The sequence below is a fragment of the Desulfitispora alkaliphila genome, assembly GCF_050433185.1.
GTDB classification, from domain to species: domain Bacteria; phylum Bacillota; class Desulfitisporia; order Desulfitisporales; family Desulfitisporaceae; genus Desulfitispora; species Desulfitispora alkaliphila.
In genome coordinates this window covers 20,466-42,835 of record NZ_JBNPXS010000001.1, presented here as the reverse complement: position 1 = coordinate 42,835, position 22,370 = coordinate 20,466, and the positions used below count along the sequence as shown (strand labels likewise).

The 22,370-nt window shown below is 42.0% G+C and carries 20 protein-coding genes; 18 read left to right on the top strand and 2 right to left on the bottom strand.

The features are described 5' to 3' along the window. Positions 1 to 3: 3 nt before the first annotated feature. The gene (locus tag GGQ84_RS00245; RefSeq protein WP_429157684.1) at positions 4 to 1,515 is read right to left on the bottom strand and encodes an AbgT family transporter; all 1,512 of its coding nucleotides are present in this window, start codon (positions 1,513 to 1,515) and stop codon (positions 4 to 6) included. A 136-nt stretch (positions 1,516 to 1,651) separates the two neighbouring features. Further along, a complete protein-coding gene (locus GGQ84_RS00240; RefSeq protein ID WP_429157683.1) occupies positions 1,652 to 2,422 on the bottom strand; it encodes an ATP-binding protein in 771 nt (256 codons plus the stop codon). Between the two features lie 210 nt (positions 2,423 to 2,632). Here GGQ84_RS00240 and GGQ84_RS00235 point away from each other — a divergent pair, with 210 nt between their 5' ends. From GGQ84_RS00235 to GGQ84_RS00150, 18 genes are all read left to right on the top strand, one after another. Next, positions 2,633 to 3,469 carry a flavodoxin family protein gene (locus GGQ84_RS00235; protein WP_429157681.1) on the top strand — a complete coding sequence of 279 codons (837 nt, stop codon included), beginning with the start codon at positions 2,633 to 2,635 and terminating at the stop codon, positions 3,467 to 3,469. A gap of 51 nt (positions 3,470 to 3,520) precedes the next feature. Beyond that, entirely contained in the window at positions 3,521 to 3,673 is a 153-nt protein-coding gene (locus GGQ84_RS00230) for a DUF1540 domain-containing protein (RefSeq protein WP_429157679.1), read from the top strand. A 110-nt stretch (positions 3,674 to 3,783) separates the two neighbouring features. Next, entirely contained in the window at positions 3,784 to 4,212 is a 429-nt protein-coding gene (locus GGQ84_RS00225; RefSeq protein WP_429157678.1) for a YwiB family protein, read from the top strand. A gap of 23 nt (positions 4,213 to 4,235) precedes the next feature. After that, entirely contained in the window at positions 4,236 to 5,918 is a 1,683-nt protein-coding gene (argS, locus tag GGQ84_RS00220) for an arginine--tRNA ligase (protein ID WP_429157676.1), read from the top strand. Positions 5,919 to 6,049: 131 nt separating this feature from the next. Beyond that, positions 6,050 to 7,642: a CTP synthase gene (gene pyrG, locus GGQ84_RS00215; protein ID WP_429157674.1), complete on the top strand. Its 1,593-nt coding sequence runs from the start codon at positions 6,050 to 6,052 to the stop codon at positions 7,640 to 7,642. Positions 7,643 to 7,811: 169 nt separating this feature from the next. Beyond that, the gene (locus tag GGQ84_RS00210) at positions 7,812 to 9,875 is read left to right on the top strand and encodes an ATP-binding protein (RefSeq protein WP_429157673.1); all 2,064 of its coding nucleotides are present in this window, start codon (positions 7,812 to 7,814) and stop codon (positions 9,873 to 9,875) included. 28 nt (positions 9,876 to 9,903) lie between these two features. Further along, on the top strand, positions 9,904 to 10,263 hold the full coding sequence (locus GGQ84_RS00205; protein ID WP_429157672.1) for a response regulator: 360 nt from the start codon (positions 9,904 to 9,906) through the stop codon (positions 10,261 to 10,263). A 79-nt stretch (positions 10,264 to 10,342) separates the two neighbouring features. Next, positions 10,343 to 11,002 carry a hypothetical protein gene (locus tag GGQ84_RS00200; RefSeq protein ID WP_429157671.1) on the top strand — a complete coding sequence of 220 codons (660 nt, stop codon included), beginning with the start codon at positions 10,343 to 10,345 and terminating at the stop codon, positions 11,000 to 11,002. 18 nt (positions 11,003 to 11,020) lie between these two features. Continuing rightward, positions 11,021 to 11,875 carry a class II fructose-1,6-bisphosphate aldolase gene (locus tag GGQ84_RS00195; protein ID WP_429157669.1) on the top strand — a complete coding sequence of 285 codons (855 nt, stop codon included), beginning with the start codon at positions 11,021 to 11,023 and terminating at the stop codon, positions 11,873 to 11,875. A 195-nt stretch (positions 11,876 to 12,070) separates the two neighbouring features. After that, positions 12,071 to 12,718 carry a fructose-6-phosphate aldolase gene (gene fsa / locus GGQ84_RS00190; protein ID WP_429157667.1) on the top strand — a complete coding sequence of 216 codons (648 nt, stop codon included), beginning with the start codon at positions 12,071 to 12,073 and terminating at the stop codon, positions 12,716 to 12,718. A gap of 73 nt (positions 12,719 to 12,791) precedes the next feature. Further along, positions 12,792 to 13,772: a class II fructose-bisphosphatase gene (gene glpX / locus GGQ84_RS00185; RefSeq protein ID WP_429157665.1), complete on the top strand. Its 981-nt coding sequence runs from the start codon at positions 12,792 to 12,794 to the stop codon at positions 13,770 to 13,772. Between the two features lie 237 nt (positions 13,773 to 14,009). Then, entirely contained in the window at positions 14,010 to 15,281 is a 1,272-nt protein-coding gene (gene rho / locus GGQ84_RS00180) for a transcription termination factor Rho (RefSeq protein ID WP_429157663.1), read from the top strand. Between the two features lie 83 nt (positions 15,282 to 15,364). Beyond that, on the top strand, positions 15,365 to 16,282 hold the full coding sequence (locus tag GGQ84_RS00175; protein WP_429157661.1) for a peptidoglycan DD-metalloendopeptidase family protein: 918 nt from the start codon (positions 15,365 to 15,367) through the stop codon (positions 16,280 to 16,282). Positions 16,283 to 16,389: 107 nt separating this feature from the next. Then, entirely contained in the window at positions 16,390 to 17,571 is a 1,182-nt protein-coding gene (locus GGQ84_RS00170) for a methyl-accepting chemotaxis protein (protein WP_429157659.1), read from the top strand. A gap of 200 nt (positions 17,572 to 17,771) precedes the next feature. Beyond that, a complete protein-coding gene (locus GGQ84_RS00165; protein WP_429157657.1) occupies positions 17,772 to 20,132 on the top strand; it encodes a Na+/H+ antiporter subunit A in 2,361 nt (786 codons plus the stop codon). Further along, entirely contained in the window at positions 20,129 to 20,551 is a 423-nt protein-coding gene (locus tag GGQ84_RS00160; RefSeq protein WP_429157655.1) for a Na(+)/H(+) antiporter subunit B, read from the top strand. Before GGQ84_RS00165 ends, GGQ84_RS00160 begins: the two co-directional genes overlap by 4 nt. Then, complete coding sequence (locus tag GGQ84_RS00155) at positions 20,551 to 20,886, top strand: Na(+)/H(+) antiporter subunit C (protein WP_429157654.1); 336 nt, start codon at positions 20,551 to 20,553, stop codon at positions 20,884 to 20,886. Before GGQ84_RS00160 ends, GGQ84_RS00155 begins: the two co-directional genes overlap by 1 nt. Beyond that, positions 20,879 to 22,369 carry a Na+/H+ antiporter subunit D gene (locus GGQ84_RS00150; protein ID WP_429157653.1) on the top strand — a complete coding sequence of 497 codons (1,491 nt, stop codon included), beginning with the start codon at positions 20,879 to 20,881 and terminating at the stop codon, positions 22,367 to 22,369. Before GGQ84_RS00155 ends, GGQ84_RS00150 begins: the two co-directional genes overlap by 8 nt. The last annotated feature ends 1 nt before the right edge of the window (position 22,370 follow it).

The window sequence follows — 22,370 nt, the reverse complement described above, 5'->3', positions numbered from 1 at the left end:
TTCTTAGTAGTAGAGTGGCGCATTTGGTCCAATAGGAAATCCAGTGTAGAACCAGCCTACAAGCATTAAGAGCCAGACGATTGTAAAGGCGATTGAATAAGGAAGCATCATGGATACTAAGGTGCCGATACCCGCCTTCTTATCGTATTTTTGAGCGAATGCCACTATAATTGCAAAGTAAGGCATTAACGGTGTAATAATGTTAGTTACAGAATCACCTATTCTGTAAGCCAACTGAGTTAACTCTGGAGAGAAACCCATTTGCATTAAAAGTGGAACGAAAACAGGTCCCATAATACCCCACTTAGCTGAAGCACTGCCGATAAATAAGTTCAACAGGGCAGCTACAAAGATAAAGGTGATTATTAGAGGCAACCCTTCAAAGTTAATAGAATGCAAGAACTGAGCTCCATTAACTGAAAGCACAAGCCCTAGGTTTGACCAGGTAAAGTACATTACAAACTGAGCGGCTACGAAAGCCAAGACAATATATCCTCCTAGGGTACCCATGGTATCACTCATCTGTTCAGCCACATCTTTGTCGCTAGTGATGGTTTTGGCACTGATACCATAAGCAAGTCCAGGAATAAAGAACATTAAAGCAATTAGAGGTACCAAGCTACCAAATAGAGGGGAAGCGAAAAAGTCATCAGGATCTCGCAGAACTCCCCATTCGGGAACTACCATTACAACTATGGCAGCCACCGTTAAAAATAGGGCTACTCCGGCGCTCTTCAATCCTCGCAGCTCATTTGCTGTTAGTGTTTCTAGCTTAGTATCAACATCAGTTCCGTTGGCATCCCACTTGCCCAACTTGGGTTCTACAATTTTATCAGTAACAAGAGTACCTACAATAGTTACAACTAAAACAGAAGCTATCATAAAGTAAAGGTTTGCAGTTGCCAGCACTTCATAACTTGGATCATACAGCTGGGCAGCGGATTCAGTAAATCCAGCCAGTAATGGATCCAGTGAAGTTAGCATTAGGTTAGCACTGTAACCCCCGGAAACCCCAGCAAAGGCAGCGGCTAGCCCGGCCAATGGATTTCTGCCTAAACCAGCAAAAATAACAGCTCCTAATGGAGTTAAGACTACGTAACCCGCATCTGCTGCCATGCTGGACATAACCCCTGCAAATACTAAAGTCATGGTGATTAGGCTAGCAGGAACACTAATTACCAGCTTTCTCAATGCAGCTGAGATTAGTCCGCTTCTTTCAGCAACTCCCACACCTAGCATAGCTACTAGAACAGTACCGAGGGGGGCGAAGTTAACAAAATTATCAACGGCTTTGGTGAAGATCATCTGAATACCTTCTCGGTTTAACAGGTTAACAGCATGAATTGTTTCACCTGTGCCTGGGTGGATAACGTGCATGTTGGCCATGCCTGCTATAGCAGAAACAACTAATATAAGTCCAGATAAAATAGCAAAAAGCGTTACTGGATGAGGCAATTTGTTGCCAACCGCCTCAATGCCATCTAAAGCCCTTAAGACAAAAGATCTCTTTTTCATAGCTTATACACTCCTTAATTATAATTACATAGATACAATTATAATAACTATAAACAATAAAAGCTAGTTTTATCTCATATTTCTCAAAAGAAAAATCTGGGGATGCTAAAATCCCCAGATTAGTTGTCAATCTTACCTATTTCTTTTTACCATCTACTCCTACAACTTGAGTTTTAACTTGGATTGAGCTTCCCGCTTGACGGGCTGCTTCTTCTACTGCCATTTTCAGTCCTTGACAACAAGGCACTTCCATAATGGCCACGGTAATGCTCTTAAGGTTATTTTGTTTAATAATGTTAGCTATCTTATCCACGTATTCGCTAGTACCATCCAACTTAGGGCATCCAATACCTACTGCTTTCCCCTTAAGCATATCCAAGTGGAAGTTAGGGTAGGCGAAGGGAACGCAATCAGCTGCAATTAATAGATCTGCATTGGCAAAGTAAGGAGCGCCAGGAGGCAATAGCTTTAATTGAACAGGCCACTGACCCAATTGGGGCTTGATAGAAATATTTACATCTCCTGCATCGACTGCAGTACCTTGAGTACTATCAGGTGTATCCTGCTTTAGAGAAATGGCTCTGCTTCCGGGGCAACCGCCACCGTGTCCGCGGACAGGTGCTATAGGTGCTTTCTTTTCACCTTGAACCGCTTTATTTGGATCAAAAGTTTTTAAGTGCTCCTTAACGGCGTCCTCGTCGAAGGCAGGAGCTTCTCTCTCGATAATCTTTAGCGCATCTTTAGGGCATTCCCCTAAACAATCTCCCAGTCCGTCACAAAGCTTGTCGGCAATTATTTGGGCTTTTCCGTCTACGATTTGAATAGCCCCTTCGTGACAGGATGGAACACATAAACCGCAACCGTCGCACTTATCTTCATCAATGTGAACAATTTTTCTCATTTCCATTTTTCTCACCTCTATAATTAATTTTTAATCAGCTCTTTTTGTTAAGCTATGTCCATATTGTAATCTAAAATTGAGGATACAACTGTGACCTATGCCATAAAAGTGAGGTGAAATATATCAAACTTCCAAGCCATTATAACATAAACCAAGGAGGAATTTATTTAAAAAATATCTAATATAATCCAAAAAAGATAATTTGGAGGTGTTTCAATGAAAGTATTGGGGATAGTTGGATCCAGTCGCAAACGGGGAAATTCTGAGCTCTTACTACGGCTTGCTCTAAAGGGAGCCACAGAGCAAGGTGCTCAAGTGGAGAAACTGCGGCTAGGTGATTATGAGATCAAATCTTGTACGGGCTGTATGAGCTGTATTTTTAACGACACTGACTGCCACTTAGACGACGATGCTGCTGAATTGTTTCAAAAGATAATAGAGGCTGATGGAATTATTATAGCAGCTCCTACCTATGTATTAGGTCCTGCTGCATCAACCAAACTATTTTTAGACCGCTTTTTAATGCTGGGACGTAAGATGGAGCAGATTTTTGATAAAAGAGGCGTAGCTGCTACTATTAATACTGCTGGGTTACCCCAGTGGAATAGCTTAGGAGAGTACTTAAATATAGTGCCAGTGGCCTTTGGCTACCGTCTAGTGGATACCCTTACAGCTTATGGTCCTGGTCCTGGAGAACCCCTTTTGGAGGAGGGGATGAGCGAAAGGGCCACAGAACTAGGCAGAAAAATGGTGGCTGTGTGGAAAGGTGAGGGGGAGCCGCGGGAGCCTGAAAAAAACCAGTGTCCAGTTTGCTACTGTGAGACATTTAAGCTAGGAGCTGAGGGAGAGCTCAGGTGTGCAATCTGCGATGCAGGGGCAAAGGTTACAAGTGCCTCAGGAGAGCAGTGGCAGCTTGAGTTTTCTAAAGAGGAGTGTGAAAACAATCGCTTTAGCAGAGGCAATCTAACACACCATATTAATGATTGGATTATCGGCAGTAAGGATCGTTACATTGCCAAGCTACCCCAAATTAAAGCTAAATTATTCAAATAGAATAAAGAACTTCCAGTCAGGGAAACCTATTACTGGCTAGGAGGTGATGATGTGACTAAGATTAGATGTACTGTGGAAACTTGTAAGTTCAACGGCAACAATGTTTGTGGTGCAGATATGATAGAAGTTCATACTGAGGACGGAGAAAGAGACCCTATTAATTCTGAGCACACACTTTGTGCTACCTTTAGACAAGACAGCTAGCCAGTGGGCTAAGCTGTTTTTTTTTTGGACAGTCTTTTATTGACAGTGGGAATAATAAAAATTAATATATTATTATTAAATGAGGGTTTTATTGTTGGGAGGTTCCAAATTTGAAGTGTCAAGTGATTGTAGAGATAGAGGGTAGGCAAAGAGCATCCGAAGAAGGTGGAGAGGATGTAATCAGTTACAGTACTACCGGGGAGCTTTATAAAAAGGATAGTTGCTATTACTTGGTTTATAAAGAAGGGGACAATACTGGGATGGACGGTGCTACCACTAAGCTCAAGGTGGATGAAGGTCGAGTAGAATTAAAGCGGATTGGACCTGGTGGAATCAAGCAGAGATTTCAGAAGGACAAACTAGAGCACAGTTTGTATAAGACCCCCCAGGGCAACTTTCCCTTGGGAGTGCTACCATCAAAAGTTGAGGCTGACTTGACAGACAAAGGTGGAAGTATTAACCTAGAATATGAATTGAAAGTAGAACAGGAAACCATTAGTTATAATCAGCTATCGGTGGTGGTCAGTCTGCTGAAATAATAGTTTGATTGGAGGCAAGGAATGTGAGAATAGTAGAAAAACTAAAAAATGACATTATTGAGCAAATTAAAAAGAGCGCCTTTAAAGCCAGGGAGGCTGGCCGATTGAGTTTTGATGAAATGCCTCACTTTATTTTAGAGGTTCCTCGGGAAAAGGAACACGGAGATTTCGCTACCAATATAGCCATGTTATTGGTAAAGCAGGCAAAAAAATCGCCTAGGGAAATAGCTCAGGACATAATTGATAACTTGGATACAGAAAATACTTACATAAACAAAATGGAAGTGGCAGGACCGGGATTTATTAACTTTCGATTGGACAACCGATGGTTAGAGCAAGTCCTTCCAGTAGTTGAACAAATGGATGAAAAATACGGCAGCTCGGAGTTGGGAGCAGGTGAGAAGGTACAAGTAGAGTTTGTAAGCGCCAACCCTACAGGTTTGTTGCACATGGGTAATGCCAGAGGAGCTGCTCTGGGAGACTCCATTTCTCGGATTTTGGGGGCCGCAGGGTACCAGGTTTCCAAAGAGTATTACATCAACGATGCGGGTAACCAAATTCACAATTTTGCCAAGTCCTTGGAAGCAAGGTATTTACAGCAACTAGGACAGGAAGCCACTGTTCCTGAAGATGGTTATCACGGCGAGGATATTGCTGTAACAATGAAAAACCTAATTGACCAAGTGGGCGATAAGTACGTGGATGCTGAAGAAGGGCTGCGCCAGGAAATGCTGGTAAAGTTTGCTTTGGAAGAGAAGTTAGGCTTAATCAAAGAGGCGCTGCTGGGCTTTGGTGTAGAGTATGACGTCTGGTTTAGTGAACAATCCCTACACGATTCCGGTAAAGTTATTCAAGTCATAGAGGAATTGAGGGAAAAGGATTATATCTACGAAAAAGAGGGAGCCCTGTGGTTTAAGGCAAGCGCTTTTGGCGAGGAAAAAGATGAAGTAGTGGTTAGATCCAATGGAACTCCCACTTACTTTGCAGCGGATATTGCCTATCATAAGGACAAGTTCGACCGAGGTTTTGACAGGGTCATTAACATCTGGGGTGCAGATCATCACGGACACGTGTCTCGGATGAAGGGAGCAGTAGAAGCAAGTGGATACAACCCAGACAATCTACAGGTAATTCTAATGCAGCTAGTTAGGTTATTTAAAGGTGGGGAAATCGTTCGCATGTCTAAGCGAACGGGACAATATGTAACCCTAAACGAACTAGTAGAAGAAGTGGGCAGAGATGCGGCTAGGTACTTTTTCAATATGCGCAGTGCAGATAGCCACTTGGACTTTGATCTAGATTTAGCAAAATCCCAGTCCTCGGATAATCCGGTATACTATGTACAATATGCTCATGCAAGAATCTGCAGCATTTTGCGACAAAGTCAAGATAGCGTGGAAAATCTACTTCCGGCCACTAAATGCCAATTGGGACTGTTAACAGAAGAAGCAGAGTTAGAATTATTGCAGACCCTAGCCAATTTCCCGGAAGAGGTTGCGGGAGCGGCGGAGAGTCTAGAGCCTCACAGGTTGACTAGATATGCCCATGAGTTAGCTAGTGCTTTCCACAGCTTTTACAACAGTTGTAGAGTTCTTTCAGAGGAAAAGGATTTGACTATGGCTCGTTTAGCTCTAGTGAATGGCACTAGAATTACATTGAGAAATGTACTGGATTTATTAGGTGTATCTGCTCCAGAGCGAATGTAAGAAAATGATCCCACTTTGGTGGGATTTTTTCTAATTTTTTTTAGCTTGCAGTTTTTTGTAAAAAAAGATAGAATAATTTAGGTAGTGTTCAGGTAAAATGTAATTGGTAAAGGCAAACAGGAGGTAATACAATGACCAAGTTTATATTCGTTACTGGTGGTGTGGTCTCGTCTCTGGGCAAGGGAATTGCAGCAGCATCTCTGGGACGACTCTTAAAAAACAGGGGATTAAAGGTAGCGATTCAGAAGTTTGATCCCTATATTAATGTGGACCCCGGGACAATGAGCCCATATCAGCACGGGGAAGTATATGTAACTGACGATGGAACGGAAACTGATTTAGATTTGGGCCATTACGAGCGCTTTGTGGATATAAGCTTAAGTGGCAGTAGTAGTGTAACCACTGGTAAAATCTATTGGTCTGTTCTAAATAAAGAGCGTCGCGGCGATTACTTAGGTGGCACAGTGCAGGTAATCCCTCACATTACTAATGAAATAAAAGACTCAATTAAAAGAGTAGCTAGAGAATCGGACACAGATGTGGTGATTACAGAAATAGGAGGGACTGTGGGTGACATAGAATCTCTGCCTTTCTTAGAAGCCATTAGACAAATGAAAAGTGATGTGGGCAGAGAAAACGTAATGTACATTCATGTAACTTTAGTTCCCTATTTGAAAGCAGCTGGTGAAGTCAAGACTAAGCCTACGCAGCACAGTGTTAAAGAGCTGAGAAGTATAGGGATTCAGCCGGATGTAATTATATGCCGATCAGAAGAGCCTATCCCTACTGAGATGGAAGAGAAACTGGCCCTTTTCTGCGACATAGATAAGGAAGCAGTAATTCAAGCTGTAGACGCTAAGAGCATTTACGAGGTTCCTTTGACATTAGAGAGTCAGGGCTTAGATGATATCGTAGTTAGGCGCTTACAGTTAGAATGTGGCCCTGTAGATATGACTGAGTGGGAGCAGTTGGTGGACAAGATTAGAAACCTTGATAAAAATACTACTATAGCCTTGGTAGGCAAATATGTAGAGCTTCCCGATGCCTATCTCAGTGTAGCGGAATCTTTAAGGCATGCGGGAATAGTTCACGGTACAGATGTGACTATAAAATGGATAAATTCCTGCGAAATAAATGAAGGAAATGCCAGTGAGCTATTACAAGATGTTGACGGTATTTTAGTACCTGGCGGTTTTGGGGATCGAGGGATCGAAGGAAAGATAATTGCAAGTAAGTATGCGCGAGAAAACAAAGTTCCCTTCTTGGGAATTTGTCTGGGAATGCAGATGGCAGTTGCTGAGTTTGCTCGCAATGTAGCGGGGCTAGAAGGTGCCGGTAGTTCGGAATTTGAACCTAGCGGAGCTCACCCGGTAATTGACCTGCTTCCTGAACAGCGTGATGTTGAGGATTTAGGCGGAACTATGAGATTGGGCAAATATCCCTGTAAGTTAGTTCCGGGTACTAAAGCGGCTGCGGCTTATGAACAGGATGAAGTGGATGAGCGGCATCGACACCGCTATGAGTTTAACAATGATTACAGAGATCAGTTGGCTTCTAAGGGATTGACAATAAGCGGTACATCTCCTGATGGAAATCTTGTAGAGATTATCGAGGTGCAAGGTCATCCTTGGTTTGTGGGAACCCAGTTCCATCCTGAGCTCAAATCAAGACCAAACAGGCCTCACCCATTGTTTAAAGACTTTATTGGAGCGACCCTGAAATAAAGCGCTGTCAAGGTGTCGAGGGGGCAGTTCTTCTGACAATTTTCACGATATTGTCAGAAGAACTGCCCTTTTTTCTTTACATAATTTGCGTGCATATGCAGGAAATATTAGTAAGGCTGTCAAATCATATCCTTTATGAGAATTAATTTATAATAAGGAGCTGGAATAAGTGGCGAACAGAGTTAGAGCGCACGTAGATTTAGAAGGAGCTATTAAGTCACTGTTACAAGCAACTTTATATACATTAGGAGTCAGACGGGGCAATGTAATGCTCATAAACCCAGATACGGGAAAACTTCGCATGAAATTTGCCCAGGGATATAAGTATCCAGTAGCAGATGATGTTCACCTACAGAAGAGGCAAGAAGTAGCTGATTGGGTTGTGGAGAACCAGAAAAGGTTATTAATTCCATCAGTTCAGGAAGACCCCCTGTTTAAAAATATAGGTGCTAATATCATTGAAAGTATAATATCCATTCCTCTTAACGTTCGAGGAGAAGTAGTTGGAGTCCTCAATTTAGACAATTTATTGGGGGAAGGACCTTTTACTCCAGAGGACTTGGAACAGGCAGTTCTTTTTGGAGAGCGGATTGAGGCTTTGTTAGTGCAGGTTTCGTCTACAAAATTCGCAGAAATTGTACAAGAAAATAATATTTCCTACTATGAACCTTTTCATTTAAAAAATATTGTTGCTAACGATGAAGATATCCAAATAGGAGAGGTGTTCAAACAGTTAGCTCAAGAGACTTTTACCCAGGCTGATAGCGGGATGATTTTTTTATTCGATAAAGAAAGTAGCCAGTATAAACTAGAAGGCTATTTTGGCTTGACAGAAGAGCAACTGTTTCATTTAATGCTCCACTTTAACGTAGAGGACTGCCATAGTGAATTAGGGGATGAACCAATCATAATTAAGGATTGGGAAAAGCAGAAATTGGCCTGCTTGGCTGGGGTAGAGAATATTAGTGCTAGGAGTTTGATGATAGCGCCTTTGCTCAGCAGGGACAGAGGAGGAGTAGTCTTTATTTGCTCTAATAGCCCTAATAGCTTTGAGGGCCAACATATGCAGCTTTTCTACCTTGGAGCTACCCTAGTAGGAATGCTTCAAGATGTTAATCTCAAATACCAATACTTTAAGGCTAAATCTAAGCGCATTATAGACAGTTTTACCTCGGGTATAATTTGTACTGACTTGCAAGGGAGGATTACTGTTGTCAACAAGTGGGCTGAAGAAATATTGGGCTTAGAGGAGAGCGATTTGAAGAATAAAAGCGTCCTAGAACTTGAGGATGTTCTAGAGATTATAAACAAAAATAAGCTAGAAGAAGTGATTGAGCAACTGATAGTTAAGGGATCGCTTAGGAAGTTTAGCACCGAAGTTAAGGTAAGGCTAAAAAATGGTGAGGATGTAGTTTTGACATTGAACATTAACATGTTGCGCAACTCCCAGGACAAACCCTTGGGCTTTGTAGCTGTCTTCGACGACGTGACTGAACAACTAAAATTAGAAGACAAGTTGCGAGAAGCTGAGCGCCTATCCATAGCTGGTCAACTGGCTTCCGGGGTCGCTCATGAGATTAGAAACCCCCTTGCCAGCATAAGAGGGTTTGCGCAGCTGCTGCAGGACCGAGTAGAAGGTCAAACTGAGTCCCAGTTTACTGGAATGATATTAAAGGAAGTAGAACAACTAAATCGAATTGTTAAACAAATGGAGAGTCTAAAAAATGAGTCAATGAGTAACCTAGAGTGGATTGACTTAGAGCAAGTAATCGTAAGTGCTTTAAATTGTGTAAAAAATCACGACTTTGTACATTATGGTAAAATTACTACAAATATTGCAGGGGGCATACCGCCAGTACTAGGGTCTCGTGAAGAATTAGAACAGGCTTTTTGCCATATTATAAAAAATGGACTGGAGTTCACTCCAGCCTGTGGAGCCTTTTGGATAACCGTTACTATGGAGGAATCTGACGTTGTGAAAATTGACTTTGCCGATACGGGCTTTGGAATTAATGAAGAAGACAAGAGGCAAATCTTTAATCCCTTTTTTACTAGCAGACCTGAGAGAACTGGCTTAGGTCTGGCTATAAGTTATAAAATCATAAGGGACCACGGTGGAATTATCGAAGTGGAAAGTGTAAAGGGAGAAGGGACAACTATATCTATTAAACTCCCCATAAACTTTCAGTTTAATAGCATTTTGGAACCGCCTCCATCGTGGCAGCACTGCTAAAAGTTAACAACGAAAGGGTGAGAAAGGCATGGGAAATATTCTAATCGTAGATGATCAACCTGGAGTGCGTTACTTGCTCTATGAGCTGTTTACTGCAGAAGGTTATCAAGTGCAATTGGCAAAAGACGGCTATGAGGCTATTGAGCTAGTCGGAGAAAGCGATCCTAGTCTTATATTTATGGACATGAGAATGCCAGGGATAAGTGGGATAGAGACTATTGAGAGACTAAATAGATCAGAGGCCAAAAACACAGTGCTGATGACAGCTTACGGAGAAAATGAGCTGGTGCAAAAGGCAAAAAAATTGGGCGTGCAATACAATATTGAAAAGCCCTTTGAACTGGAAAGTATAAAAAAACTTGCGAAGATGATTTTGGAAGGGAAATAGCCTTCCTTTTTTTCTGTCTCAAACTGAAGGATTTTTTTTGGAGCTGGCGAATAAAGATTAGTGAAAGGGGGTAAGTTAAATGGTTGTCAATACAAGTACTGTAGTGGCTGTGCGCTGTCCTAGCTGTGGGACAATGGACTTTCACTGCTTGTCCCTGTTTTCCTTTGCCAGTAAAAAGGTTGTTAGACTAAAGTGTGAATGCGATACGAGTTTAATTAGCATAGGTACAAAGGATAGGAAAACTTTTTGGATCCAAATTAATTGCTTAATGTGTGAAGCTAACCACATGACGTATAAGCATCGTCGCTTTATATGGTCGGATCAAGTGCTGACCTTGAGCTGTGATGAGACCGATGTAGATGTGGTTTTTATAGGACCTAGTCAGCAGGTTAAACAGGAAATAAAGGAGCAAGATAAATCACTGCGAGAAATGGCTGAAGAGATGGGATTTGGCGAATACTTTGATTGTCCTGAAGTAATGTACGAAGTGCTAGACATACTCTATGAATATGCTGAAGAAGATAAACTGTACTGTCAGTGTGGAAGTTTTCAAGTAGACATAGATGTATTTGCGGACAGATTGGAATTGCGCTGTGATGATTGCGATTGCAGGGGGGTAATTCTAGCGGAAAATGAAAATCATATTAAAGAAGTGAAGGAAGCCAGCGAAATAAAACTAACTAGCAAGGGATTCATTAATTTAGTTAAAAAGGGAAAGCTAAAAAGAAGTAAAAATTAATTAGGGGGTTTCTGTGTTATGGGATTAGTTCCAATTACTGACTTATTAAAAGACGCACAAAAGGGAGGGTACGCGGTTGGGGCTTTCAACTGCAACAATATGGAGATTGTTCAAGCCATTATTGATGCTGCTGAAGCGGAGAAAGCTCCTGTCATTATGCAAGCTAGCCAAGGGGCAATTAAATATGCCGGGTTAGAGTATATTGTGGGAATGGCAAACATTGCTGCTAAGAATGCCTCTGTGCCCGTTGCCCTGCACTTGGACCACGGAACGGACTTTGCCCAGGTTATGAAATGTATCAGATATGGATTCAGCTCTGTGATGATTGATGGGTCAAAATATCCACTAGAGGAAAACATAGCTGTTACTAATAGAGTGCTGGAAGTGGGTAGGGCTGTAGGTGTATCTGTAGAAGCAGAATTAGGTAAAATAGGTGGTACTGAGGACGATGTTACTGTAGATGAGCGGGACGCCAGCATGACTGACCCTGAAGAGGCCAAGTACTTTGTAGAAAAAACTGGAGTAGATGCTCTTGCTATAGCTATTGGTACTGCTCATGGACAGTACAAGGGCGAGCCAAAACTTGACTTTGAGCGCCTAGAAAAGATTACAAAAGTAATTGATACACCAATCGTTCTTCACGGATCATCCGGTGTTCCTGATGAGGCAATAACAAGGGCGATTGAGTTGGGTGTGAGTAAAATAAATATAGATACTAATATTCGGGAAGCCTTTACGGGAGGGGCAAGGGAAGCTATCGAAAAAATGCCAGATGAAATAGACCCTAGAAAGATTCTAAAAGTGGCTAAAGAGCAAATGGAAGCAGTAATCAGAGAAAAAATAAGATTATTTAAGAGCAGCGGTAAGGCTTAGAGAGTAGCATTTTTATGCTGCTCTTTTTTTTACACCATAGGAAAGCTCCACTTTCCATCGGCATAAGTGCAACTAAGGCTTGCGTCAGCGCAAAGATTTGCCGCAAGCCAAGTTTTCTTTAGTATAATAAGAACAGGTTCTGAATAACAAAATAATAAGTGTATTAAAAAGTGTATAAATATAAGGAGGTCTCCAATGAAGCTATTTATAGACAGCGCCAATATTGAAGAAATTAAGTCTGCCCACGGTTGGGGCGTAATTAGTGGTGTCACCACTAACCCATCATTGATAGCCAAAGAGGGGCGCAAGTTTGAGCAGGTTGTAGCTGAAATCACTGAAATAGTGGATGGTCCTATTAGTGCCGAAGTTATTAGTACAGAAACAGAGGGAATGCTATTAGAGGCTGAGAAATTGAGCAAGATCCACCCTAACATCGTGATTAAAGTGCCCATGACTCCTGCTGGATTAGCGGCCACTAAAGAGCTGAGCAACCGAGGGATCAAAACCAACTTAACTTTAATCTTTTCATCCAGTCAGGCATTACTGGCAGCTAGAGCCGGTGCAACCTATGTAAGTCCTTTTTTAGGTAGGCTAGACGATATTGGACATTCAGGGACAGAGTTAGTGGCGGAAATAGCGGAAATCTTTAATCGACACTTGTTGGAAACTGAAATAATAGCTGCCAGTATCAGGCATACTCAACATGCTACCGGGGCAGCTCTAGCCGGTGCCCAAATTGCCACTGTGCCTTATAAAGTCTTGATGCAGATGACCAAGCATCCGCTAACTGATGCGGGGATAGAAGCATTTTTGAAAGATTGGGAAAAAACTAAGGGAGTATAGACTACTTGAAAAAAACGCTCTAATCTGGAATAATATAAGGGAATACAAATGAAGAGGGGAGTTTTTTAATAAGATGGAACGAGAATTGGCTTTAGAATTTGCCCGAGTAACAGAAGCTGCAGCACTTGCTAGCGCCCGATGGATGGGGCGAGGCGACAAGATAGCTGCTGATGATGCGGCTACAACTGCAATGAGAACAGTATTTGACACACTTCATATCGATGGGACCGTAGTTATCGGAGAGGGAGAAATGGATGAAGCCCCCATGCTTTACATTGGCGAAAAGCTGGGTACAGGTCAAGCACCAGAAGTGGATGTGGCTGTAGATCCTCTGGAAGGAACAAATATTGTTGCTAAGGGTATGAATGGAGCCATAGCTGTAATAGCTGCAGGGGAAAGGGGCTGCCTGCTTCATGCACCTGATATGTATATGGAGAAAATAGCGGTGGGTCCTAAGGCTGCAGGCAAAATAGATATAACAGCACCAGTAGTGGATAACCTGAGAATCACTGCTGAAGCAAATAAAAAGAGTATTAATGATTTGACAGTAGTAATTTTAGATAGACCTCGACATGAGGAAATAATTCAAGCTTGCCGCAGTGTGGGAGCGCGGATTAAGTTAATTACAGATGGTGATGTTTCGCCGGCGGTAGCAGCAGCTCTTCCTGGTACAGGAGTAGACATGGTTATGGGTATTGGTGGTGCGCCTGAAGGTGTATTAGCAGCAGCAGCATTAAAATGCTTAGGTGGCGAAATGCAAGCAAAGCTAAAGCCGGAAGATGATGAAGACATAGAGAGATGTAAGAAGTTGGGGATTACAGATGTCAATAAAGTCTTGCTTATGGATGACCTGGTTAAGGGAGGCGATGTGTTCTTTGCAGCTACAGGTATTACCGATGGCGATATGTTGCGAGGAGTGCAGTACAGAGGCAAGGGTTCTGCTACGACCCATACAGTTGTAATGAGAGCTAAAACTGGAACTATTAGATTTATCGAGGCAATTCACACCTTTGACAAAAAGCCTTACCTCAATCAGCTTTTTTCTCAAAAATAAGCTAAATTTGGATTGACTGCCTATTTTGGCTAAGTTATAATGAAGTATAGTGAGTGACCTTCTTAATAAAAAATCTTATTATGAAGGTCTTTTTTGTTTAAACACAAGCCTGACTGGATATAATTGGAGATAACCCGCTTTAAAACTCCTGCTTTCCTTCCTTATAATTCAAATTTTTTTAATTTAATTAATATTAGTGAGTACAAGTACTAACATAAAGATACTGAGGTGAAGTAATTGAATATTAATGATTTAGAAAACAAGACCATGGTCGAGCTCTATAAGATTGCTCGAGAAGTTAATTTAACAGGGTATTCTAAGTTGCGCAAAAAAGAACTAGTGTTCGAAATATTAAAGGCGCAAACGGAAAAGGATGGCCAGCTGTTTGCTCAAGGGGTACTGGAAATACTGCCTGACGGCTACGGATTTTTGCGACCATTTGCCTATCTACCCAGCCAGGATGACATTTACGTCTCTCCTTCTCAAATCCGAAGATTTGACATGAGAACAGGGGATCTGGTAGCGGGATTAGTGCGGCCGCCCAAGGATAATGAGCGCTTTTTTGCCCTCCTGCGGGTGGAAACTATAAATGGAGAAGATCCAGAGCATTCCCCAGAGAGATTGCACTTTGATGGCTTAACCCCTATCTATCCCCAGGAGCGAATTAACCTAGAAAACCAGCCAAACAATTTAGCTCCTAGGATTATAGACTTAATAGCTCCCTTGGGGAAGGGGCAGAGAGGACTTATTGTGGCTCCCCCTAAAGCGGGAAAAACAGTACTGTTAAAGAATTTGGCTAATAGCATTTCTGCAAACTACCCAGATGTGGAACTGATAGTACTATTGATAGACGAGCGTCCCGAGGAAGTAACTGATATGCAGCGCTCTGTCAAGGGCGAGGTTGTGAGCTCCACCTTTGACGAGCCTCCTGAAAATCACGTAAAAGTGGCAGAGATGGTGTTAGAGCGAGCGAAGCGGCTCGTAGAACACCAAAAAGATGTGGTCATACTACTAGACAGTATAACCAGACTGGCGCGAGCATCTAATTTAGTAGTTCCTCCTAGTGGACGTACCCTTTCCGGTGGTGTAGATCCCAGTGCCCTACATAAACCTAAGCGCTTTTTTGGCGCTGCCAGAAACATTGAAGAAGGTGGAAGTTTAACCATTCTAGCTACAGCCCTAGTAGAAACTGGATCTAGAATGGACGAGGTTATCTTTGAAGAATTTAAGGGAACAGGAAATATGGAATTAATTTTAGATAGAAAACTTGCTGAACGCCGTATCTTCCCAGCAGTAGACGTGAAGCGTTCGGGAACTAGAAAAGAAGAACTACTTCTGAGCAAAGAGGAGCTTGAGTTGATGTGGCACTTCCGCAAAGAAACTGTTAGGAATATGCCTACAGAGGTCGCTGAAATGTTAATTGACGGTCTCAAAAAGACTAAGACAAACCAAGACTTATTGCGGGCACTGCCCAAGATATTTCCAGCACTAGATGGCAATGGTAAATAAATGTATACTCTCACCTTTAATTGGGAAAAATACCAATTAGGCGAGCTATAAGCTCGTCCACTTTTTACAAAGAGGTGAGAAAAGTGTCTACAAAACAAAATGGGGTTCTTTACTGCAGAGGGATGTGCCTGTTGTTAATCATCACAATCCTAGTTGTAGCCAATCCGGCTCATGCTCGGATGTTTGAGGACCCAGGACATAGGGCCATAAACACAGTACTGCCAGTTTCTCAGGGAATTGAGCAAATAACTTATGAGTCCAGTCCTACTTATGTAGTTAAAAGAGGGGATACTCTGAATGAAATAGCTAGGCGCTATCAGATAAGTGTCCAACAGATACAGGATGCAAATGGTATTGCCAACCCTAACTTGATTAAAGCAGGACAAGTCTTATCCATTCCTGCCGTGGGAGCTGCAAGCAACCACATAGCAGCTGTGCATGTGGTCAAGCAGGGGGATACCCTTTGGGAGATTGCTCGAGATCATGGTATTGGGGTGGACCAGCTGGCCCAATACAATGCCATTGAGAATCCAAACAGATTGAGAATTGGGCAGGATATTGTGATACCTGGAAGATCTGAAAAACCTTCGGCTACCAGAACTACCCAGGCTGTAGTTGCATCTAGACAAGGTTCAGTTACATTTTTGTGGCCAGTACAAGGGGTTATCACATCCACATTTGGTAGACGCTGGGGTGATTTTCACTACGGCTTGGATATAGCAGCCGATACAGGGACTCCTGTTAAAGCTGCTAGAGGAGGGACGGTATTGTACTCTGGTTGGCGTGGTACCTATGGCAAAACAGTAATAATCGAGCACAATTCCACCTATCGCACACTCTACGCCCACAATTCGCAGTTGCTAGTTAAAGAGGGCGAAGTAGTTAGACCGGGACAGGTTATTGCTAAAGTGGGTAGCACGGGGCGCTCTACAGGACCCCATATTCACTTTGAAGTACAAAAAAATGGGAAAGCTTTAGATCCCCTTAGATTTTTACAATAGCTCTGAAATTTTTCAGGGCTTTTTTTTGTACTCGAAATTGGGACAAAAATCTGTTAAACTATTCACAAATGTAAATATTATTACATAGTGGGAGGAAGTGTTCATAGATGAGCAAAGTAATAAGACTAATTACTGTGGGGAGTACGGAGATTGTAGCTAATGAATTATTGAAGGCGGTTCAAGAAATAATACCAGAAGGGGTTGAGGCTAGCTCTACTCCTGTAAAATCTCTTGCGGGAGATAGTGCTGCGGATATCTTTGTAGCGTTGCCCACTCGAGTTGAGGAAACAGCAAAAAAAGTTTCCCGAGAAAAAATAGTCGTATTAGAGCTTGTTCCCAATGCAGCATTTTACGTTCGTGTTGCTCAAATTCCTACAGGGGAGAAAGTAGTGGTATTTAACAACAACTCAGCTCAAGGAGAGAAATTGGCGGAGTACTGTAACGAGAAGGGAATTAACCAAGTGGAATTCACGGTTGTCCCCTATGATGAAATGAGTCAGGGCGAAATAGAACAGCGACTTAAAGAGGCTAAGTACATTGCAGGTGCAAACACCATAGTAAATGGGCAAGGTGTCCTCAAAACTAAGTACGGGCGTATGTTAAATCCGGGAGTGAAAATTATCGGAGCTGATAGAATAGCAACCAGCAATTCTACCTGTGATATCTTAAAGCAGATTTACCATGTGAACTATCAAAACATCTCCCAAGAAGTAGCCGATATTTCTATTAATTTAAACAACCGGATTGAGCACATTGTGGCAGTAATAGAGGAGATGAATGCATCTTTAGAGACTACCTCCAGGACAGTTAATTCTATCAGTGAAAAAATGCAGACAGAGGCTGCTGAGGTAACGGCAATTGTGGATATTTCTAATTCACTGTTTCAAGCAGCCAAGAATATTGATGTGGCCGTAGGGGCGATTAAGAAAATGTCAGACCAGACTAATCTACTGGCCTTGAATGCCACTATTGAGGCGGCTAGAGCAGGGGAGCACGGAAGGGGTTTTGGTGTCGTAGCTCAAGAAGTGCGAAAGCTAGCTGTGGAAAGCCACAATTCTGTAGGGAAAATTCAAGAGCTTGTCAATGGGGTTCAAGGCGTAGCCAGCGAAATAGTTCCCAAATTAAAAGGGCACTCTAGTGAGATAATAGCTAATAAAGACAATATCCAAAGAATTGCTCAATCTTCCATAGAAGAAAAGAGTGCAATCGGCGAAATTGCTAATGAGGTAACAGAGATTAGTGAAATTAGCAATAATTTAGTGAAGTCCTTTAGTAGTACTCTAAAATAGTCTGCTAAAGCAACCTCTGCATTAACACGTCGAGATCCTGTCAGGGATTGTTCAAAATAAAATACAAGGGGTGTCGTATCTTGACGTTAAAAAACTCCTTGTGCTATTATTAATTTGGATTTCGTTCGGAACTTACATTAAATGCCAATTAGGTTTTACTATTTTAAATTTATATATATCACAAAAAAATATTCAAAAAAATGTTAGGAGGTTGTGAAGTGGGTTTAACATTAGCAGTACTAGCTCCTTTACTGTTTGCACCACTTGTTCCGGTGCTGAATCGGTACACTAAGTTCCACGTGGGCTGGTTAGTAGCATTGGTTCCGTTTACACTCTTTGTGTATTTTGCATCGCAATTGCCTCTTTTGATGAGAGGTGAAGTTGTAGAAGTATTTTACCAATGGGTTCCTACTTTTGGGATCAATTTTAGTCTATACCTAGATGGCTTAAGTTTGCTCTTTGCCATGTTGATTACAGGTATTGGTACATTAGTAGTACTTTATTCTATTTATTATTTAGCACCAGAAGAGCCATTGGGTAATTTTTATTTTTACATTATGCTGTTTATGGCAGCAATGCTTGGGGTTGTAACATCAAACAACCTGATTTTACTTTATGGTTTCTGGGAATTGACAAGTTTCTCGTCCTTCCTGCTAATCGGTTTTTGGTTTTTTAAAGAGGAGTCTCGTTACGGGGCCCAAAAATCTATGCTTATAACAGTAGCCGGTGGATTAGCAATGTTAGCTGGCTTTGTGTTACTGTACATGGTTACTGGAACTTTTGAGATCCGAGAAATCATTGCGCAAGCTGAGACGATTAAAGCTCACGCTTTTTATTTACCAATCTTAATCTTAGTTTTACTTGGAGCATTCACCAAGTCAGCTCAGATGCCTTTCCACATCTGGTTGCCAAATGCAATGGAGGCACCTACTCCAGTAAGTGCTTACTTGCACTCAGCAACTATGGTAAAAGCGGGTATCTTCTTAATTGCTCGCATGACGCCAGCCTTAGGCGGCACAATGGAATGGTTCTTGATAGTCTCCACTGTGGGGATTATAACAATGGCCATGGGCTCCTTCCTGGCCATTAAACAGAAAGACTTAAAGGCAATTTTAGCATTCTCTACTATCAGTCAGTTGGGTATGATAGTAACCTTATTGGGATTGAGTACATCGGCGGCAGTTTTAGCTGCTATGTTCCACCTATTAAACCACTCGGCATTTAAGGGTAGTCTGTTTATGATGGTGGGGATTGTTGACCACGAAACTGGAACTAGAGATATTAGCAAACTAAGAGGACTTGCCAAAGTGATGCCTTACACTGCTGTTATTGCGGGGATAGGAGCACTATCAATGGCTGGGGTACCGCCTTTTAATGGATTCTTAAGTAAGGAGATGTTCTTTGAAGTTTCTGTTGAGACTGTAGCCGCTACCTTTGCTTACGTGCATCCATTGGCGATTATGTTCCCGATTTTAGCATTTTTGGGAAGTGTATGTACGTTTATTTACTCTATGATGATTTTCCACGGCGTGTTCTTTAATGGACCGCTAACTGAGGATACACCGAAGCATCCTCACGAGGCTCCCTTCGGGCTGTTAGCTCCAGGGCTGTTCCTTGTATCCCTAAATGTAATCATTGGTTTGTTCCCAGGATTGGTGGGGAATACCATCTTAAAGCCTGTGACCGAATCTATTTTGCTAGAACCTATGAAGATCGATATTTACCATTGGCACGGATTTAACTTGCCACTGATTATGAGTATTGGTGTAGTAGCATTCGGTCTTATCTTGTATAAGAATCTTCCGCAATTCAAGAAGATTTACGATGTGCTACCAAGTCAGCCAAACATGAATACTGTTTATGACGGAGGTCTTGCTAACTTCTTAAAGGGGTCTACTTGGCTTACTGAGAAGCAATTGACAGGATACCTGAGAGACTACTTGGCGGTTATTTTAGGGTTTACAGTAGCACTTGTTGGTAGTGTAGCCATTTACAGAGAAGCACTAGACTTTAACATGGTTAACCTAGCTCCAGTAGAGTTAGCCGAGGTACTAGTGGCTGTAGTAATTGCCATAGCAGCTGTATTTACAGTTATGGCTAAAACAAGACTTTCCGCTGTACTATCTGTAGGTGTTATTGGGTACGCAGTGGCTCTAATGTTTGTATTGTTTAGAGCGCCAGACTTAGCATTGACACAGCTAATTGTAGAGACGGTAACCTTAGCCTTGTTCTTGCTTTGTTTCTTCCACTTACCTAAGGATTTGCTAAAAGGTACGATTAAGGGCTCAGCAAAACTGGTTAACGCTGCAGTAGCACTGGGTATGGGAACATTGATGACAGTGCTGACTCTATCAGCTCACAATAATAAGTCTTTTGAGTCTATTTCTAAATACTTTATCGAAAACAGCTACGAGCTAGCTGGCGGCAAAAATTTTGTTAACGTAATCCTGGTGGACTTCCGAGGAATTGATACATTTGGTGAGATAGTGGTACTTGCCATTGCAGCATTAGGAGTTTACGCCATGATTAAGTTGAGAAGTAAGCGAGGTAGGGAATCATGAGACAAAACAATGTAATTTTGCAGACTGTTGCTCGGATGACCTTGCATTTGATATTAGCTTTTTCAATCTTTATGTTTTTTGCAGGACACAACAATCCAGGCGGTGGGTTTATTGCTGGGTTGATGACGGCTGCAGCGCTAGTACTTCAGTATATAGCTTTTGGCGGTGAAATGATCAAAAAGTCACTCCCCGTTGATTTCAAAAAAGTCACTGCCTTTGGTTTGCTACTAGCTGCTGGAACAGGAATAGTAAGCATGTTGTTTGGATATCCATTCCTAACACAGTTTTTCGACTACTACATGTTTCCCATTTTTGGGGAAATCGAGCTGACTACAGCTTTGCCGTTTGATTTGGGTGTATACTTGGCAGTGGTCGGAGCTACTATGACTGTAATCTTAACGATAGGGGAAGATGTGTAATGGAACTGATAATGTCATTAGTAGTGGGAGTGTTATTTGCATCAGGTACCTATTTGGTTTTGACGAGAAGCTTGCTCCGAGTAATCTTGGGGACAGCTCTAATAAACCACGGAGCATTTTTGATGCTGTTAACTATGGGTGGCTTGAAACAAGGACTGGCACCTGTACTAATAGGTCCTGGACAGTACAGTGATCCACTTCCCCAGGCCTTGATTTTGACAGCCATTGTAATTGGTTTTGGAGTAACAGCCTTTGTGCTGGTATTAGCATATAGAACATACCAAGAGTTAGGGACTGACGACTTGGATAAGTTGAGGGGCGTGGACGATGAGTAACAATTTAGCAGTACTACCAGTTTTACTGCCCTTGGCTACGGCTATTATCCTTATGTTCTTCAAGGATAATGTAAAAATTCAGCGGTGGTTAAGCGGCTTGGCGGCGTTGGCAGGAGTAGCATTGTCTTTCTACTTGTTTAATATAGTTGCCACAGAGGGGATCCAAGTTTACACTGGTGGAAACTGGAAGGCACCCTTTGGAATTGTATTAGTGGCAGACTTATTGAGCATGATAATGGTTGTAGCATCCAGCATTGTAGCGGCTGTAGTAGTGTTCCACTCCTTCAATACTATTGATGAGGACAGAGAGCGACACTATTACTATCCATTCGTTAAACTGTTGATGGTGGGTGTATACGGTTCGTTTTTAACAGGAGATATTTTTAACTTGTTCGTATTCTTCGAGATTATGTTGTTAGCCTCCTATGTTTTAGTAGTACTAGGGGGAGAAAAGGCACAGCTTCGAGAAGCAGTTAAATATGTTGTAATAAACATGGTATCATCAGCATTCTTTATTGTAGGTGTGGCCCTACTGTACTCAGTTACGGGAACACTGAACATGGCTGATTTAGCAGTTAAAGTACCTCAGGTAGAGGCTCAAGGGTTAATAACCGCAATAGCTTTAGTTTTCTTTGTAGTATTTGCTACAAAGTCTGCGCTAGTGCCACTGTATTTCTGGTTACCAGGAACCTATACGGCACCTCCAATCGCAGTAGCGGCGTTATTTGGTGGACTTTTAACTAAAGTTGGTATTTACGTAATGATTAGAGTATATACCTTAATCTTTACAGGAGACGTTGCTGTTATTCATGAAGTCATTCTGATAGTTGGAACCCTGACTATGCTTATTGGTGTTTTGGGCGCTATCACAAGATACGATATAACATCTATTTTATCTATTCACATTGTGAGCCAGGTTGGTTACATGGCCTTTGGTATCGGGTTGTTCAGCACCCTATCCATTGCAGCTGCCATCTTCTTTACAATACACAACATTATCGTTAAATCCTGCTTGTTTTTAATCGGTGGGATTACCAAAGAGATTACCGGTACTACTAGCCTTAAGAAAATGGGTGGTCTCTTGAAGCAGTATCCAGTAGTAGCTTGGATGTTCTTTATTGCCGGATTGGCACTAGCCGGTGTGCCGCCACTTAGTGGGTTCTTCGGTAAGTATGCCCTAATCTTGGCAGGTCTTGAATCAGGCAGATACGTATTAGTGGGTATCAGCGTATTCGTAAGTATATGGACCCTATTCTCCATGATGAAGATTTTCATGAACGTATACTGGGGCGAAGAAGAGGGAATGCCAGAAAAGAAAGTTGCAATTGGCAGGCTACTTCCTCCAGCTCTTGTACTAGTGTTCTTGTCAATTTACATGGGGGTTAACGCAGAAATGATCCTAGGGTACACAATGACTTCGGCGGAGCAGCTGATGAATCCGGAATACTATATTAATGCTGTCTTAAGCGAAGGGGTAATGTAGC

Bases quoted from the DNA above. Each gene is read 5' to 3' on its own strand.
- fsa (WP_429157667.1), top strand. From the start codon at position 12,071: ATGAAGCTATTTATAGACAGCGCCAATATTGAAGAAATTAAGTCTGCC.
- GGQ84_RS00195 (WP_429157669.1), top strand. From the start codon at position 11,021: ATGGGATTAGTTCCAATTACTGACTTATTAAAAGACGCACAAAAGGGA.
- glpX (WP_429157665.1), top strand. From the start codon at position 12,792: ATGGAACGAGAATTGGCTTTAGAATTTGCCCGAGTAACAGAAGCTGCA.
- GGQ84_RS00205 (WP_429157672.1), top strand. From the start codon at position 9,904: ATGGGAAATATTCTAATCGTAGATGATCAACCTGGAGTGCGTTACTTG.
- GGQ84_RS00235 (WP_429157681.1), top strand. From the start codon at position 2,633: ATGAAAGTATTGGGGATAGTTGGATCCAGTCGCAAACGGGGAAATTCT.
- GGQ84_RS00200 (WP_429157671.1), top strand. From the start codon at position 10,343: ATGGTTGTCAATACAAGTACTGTAGTGGCTGTGCGCTGTCCTAGCTGT.
- GGQ84_RS00240 (WP_429157683.1), bottom strand. From the start codon at position 2,422: ATGGAAATGAGAAAAATTGTTCACATTGATGAAGATAAGTGCGACGGT.
- GGQ84_RS00165 (WP_429157657.1), top strand. From the start codon at position 17,772: ATGTTAGGAGGTTGTGAAGTGGGTTTAACATTAGCAGTACTAGCTCCT.
- GGQ84_RS00160 (WP_429157655.1), top strand. From the start codon at position 20,129: ATGAGACAAAACAATGTAATTTTGCAGACTGTTGCTCGGATGACCTTG.
- GGQ84_RS00155 (WP_429157654.1), top strand. From the start codon at position 20,551: ATGGAACTGATAATGTCATTAGTAGTGGGAGTGTTATTTGCATCAGGT.
- pyrG (WP_429157674.1), top strand. From the start codon at position 6,050: ATGACCAAGTTTATATTCGTTACTGGTGGTGTGGTCTCGTCTCTGGGC.
- GGQ84_RS00150 (WP_429157653.1), top strand. From the start codon at position 20,879: ATGAGTAACAATTTAGCAGTACTACCAGTTTTACTGCCCTTGGCTACG.
- GGQ84_RS00170 (WP_429157659.1), top strand. From the start codon at position 16,390: ATGAGCAAAGTAATAAGACTAATTACTGTGGGGAGTACGGAGATTGTA.
- GGQ84_RS00245 (WP_429157684.1), bottom strand. From the start codon at position 1,515: ATGAAAAAGAGATCTTTTGTCTTAAGGGCTTTAGATGGCATTGAGGCG.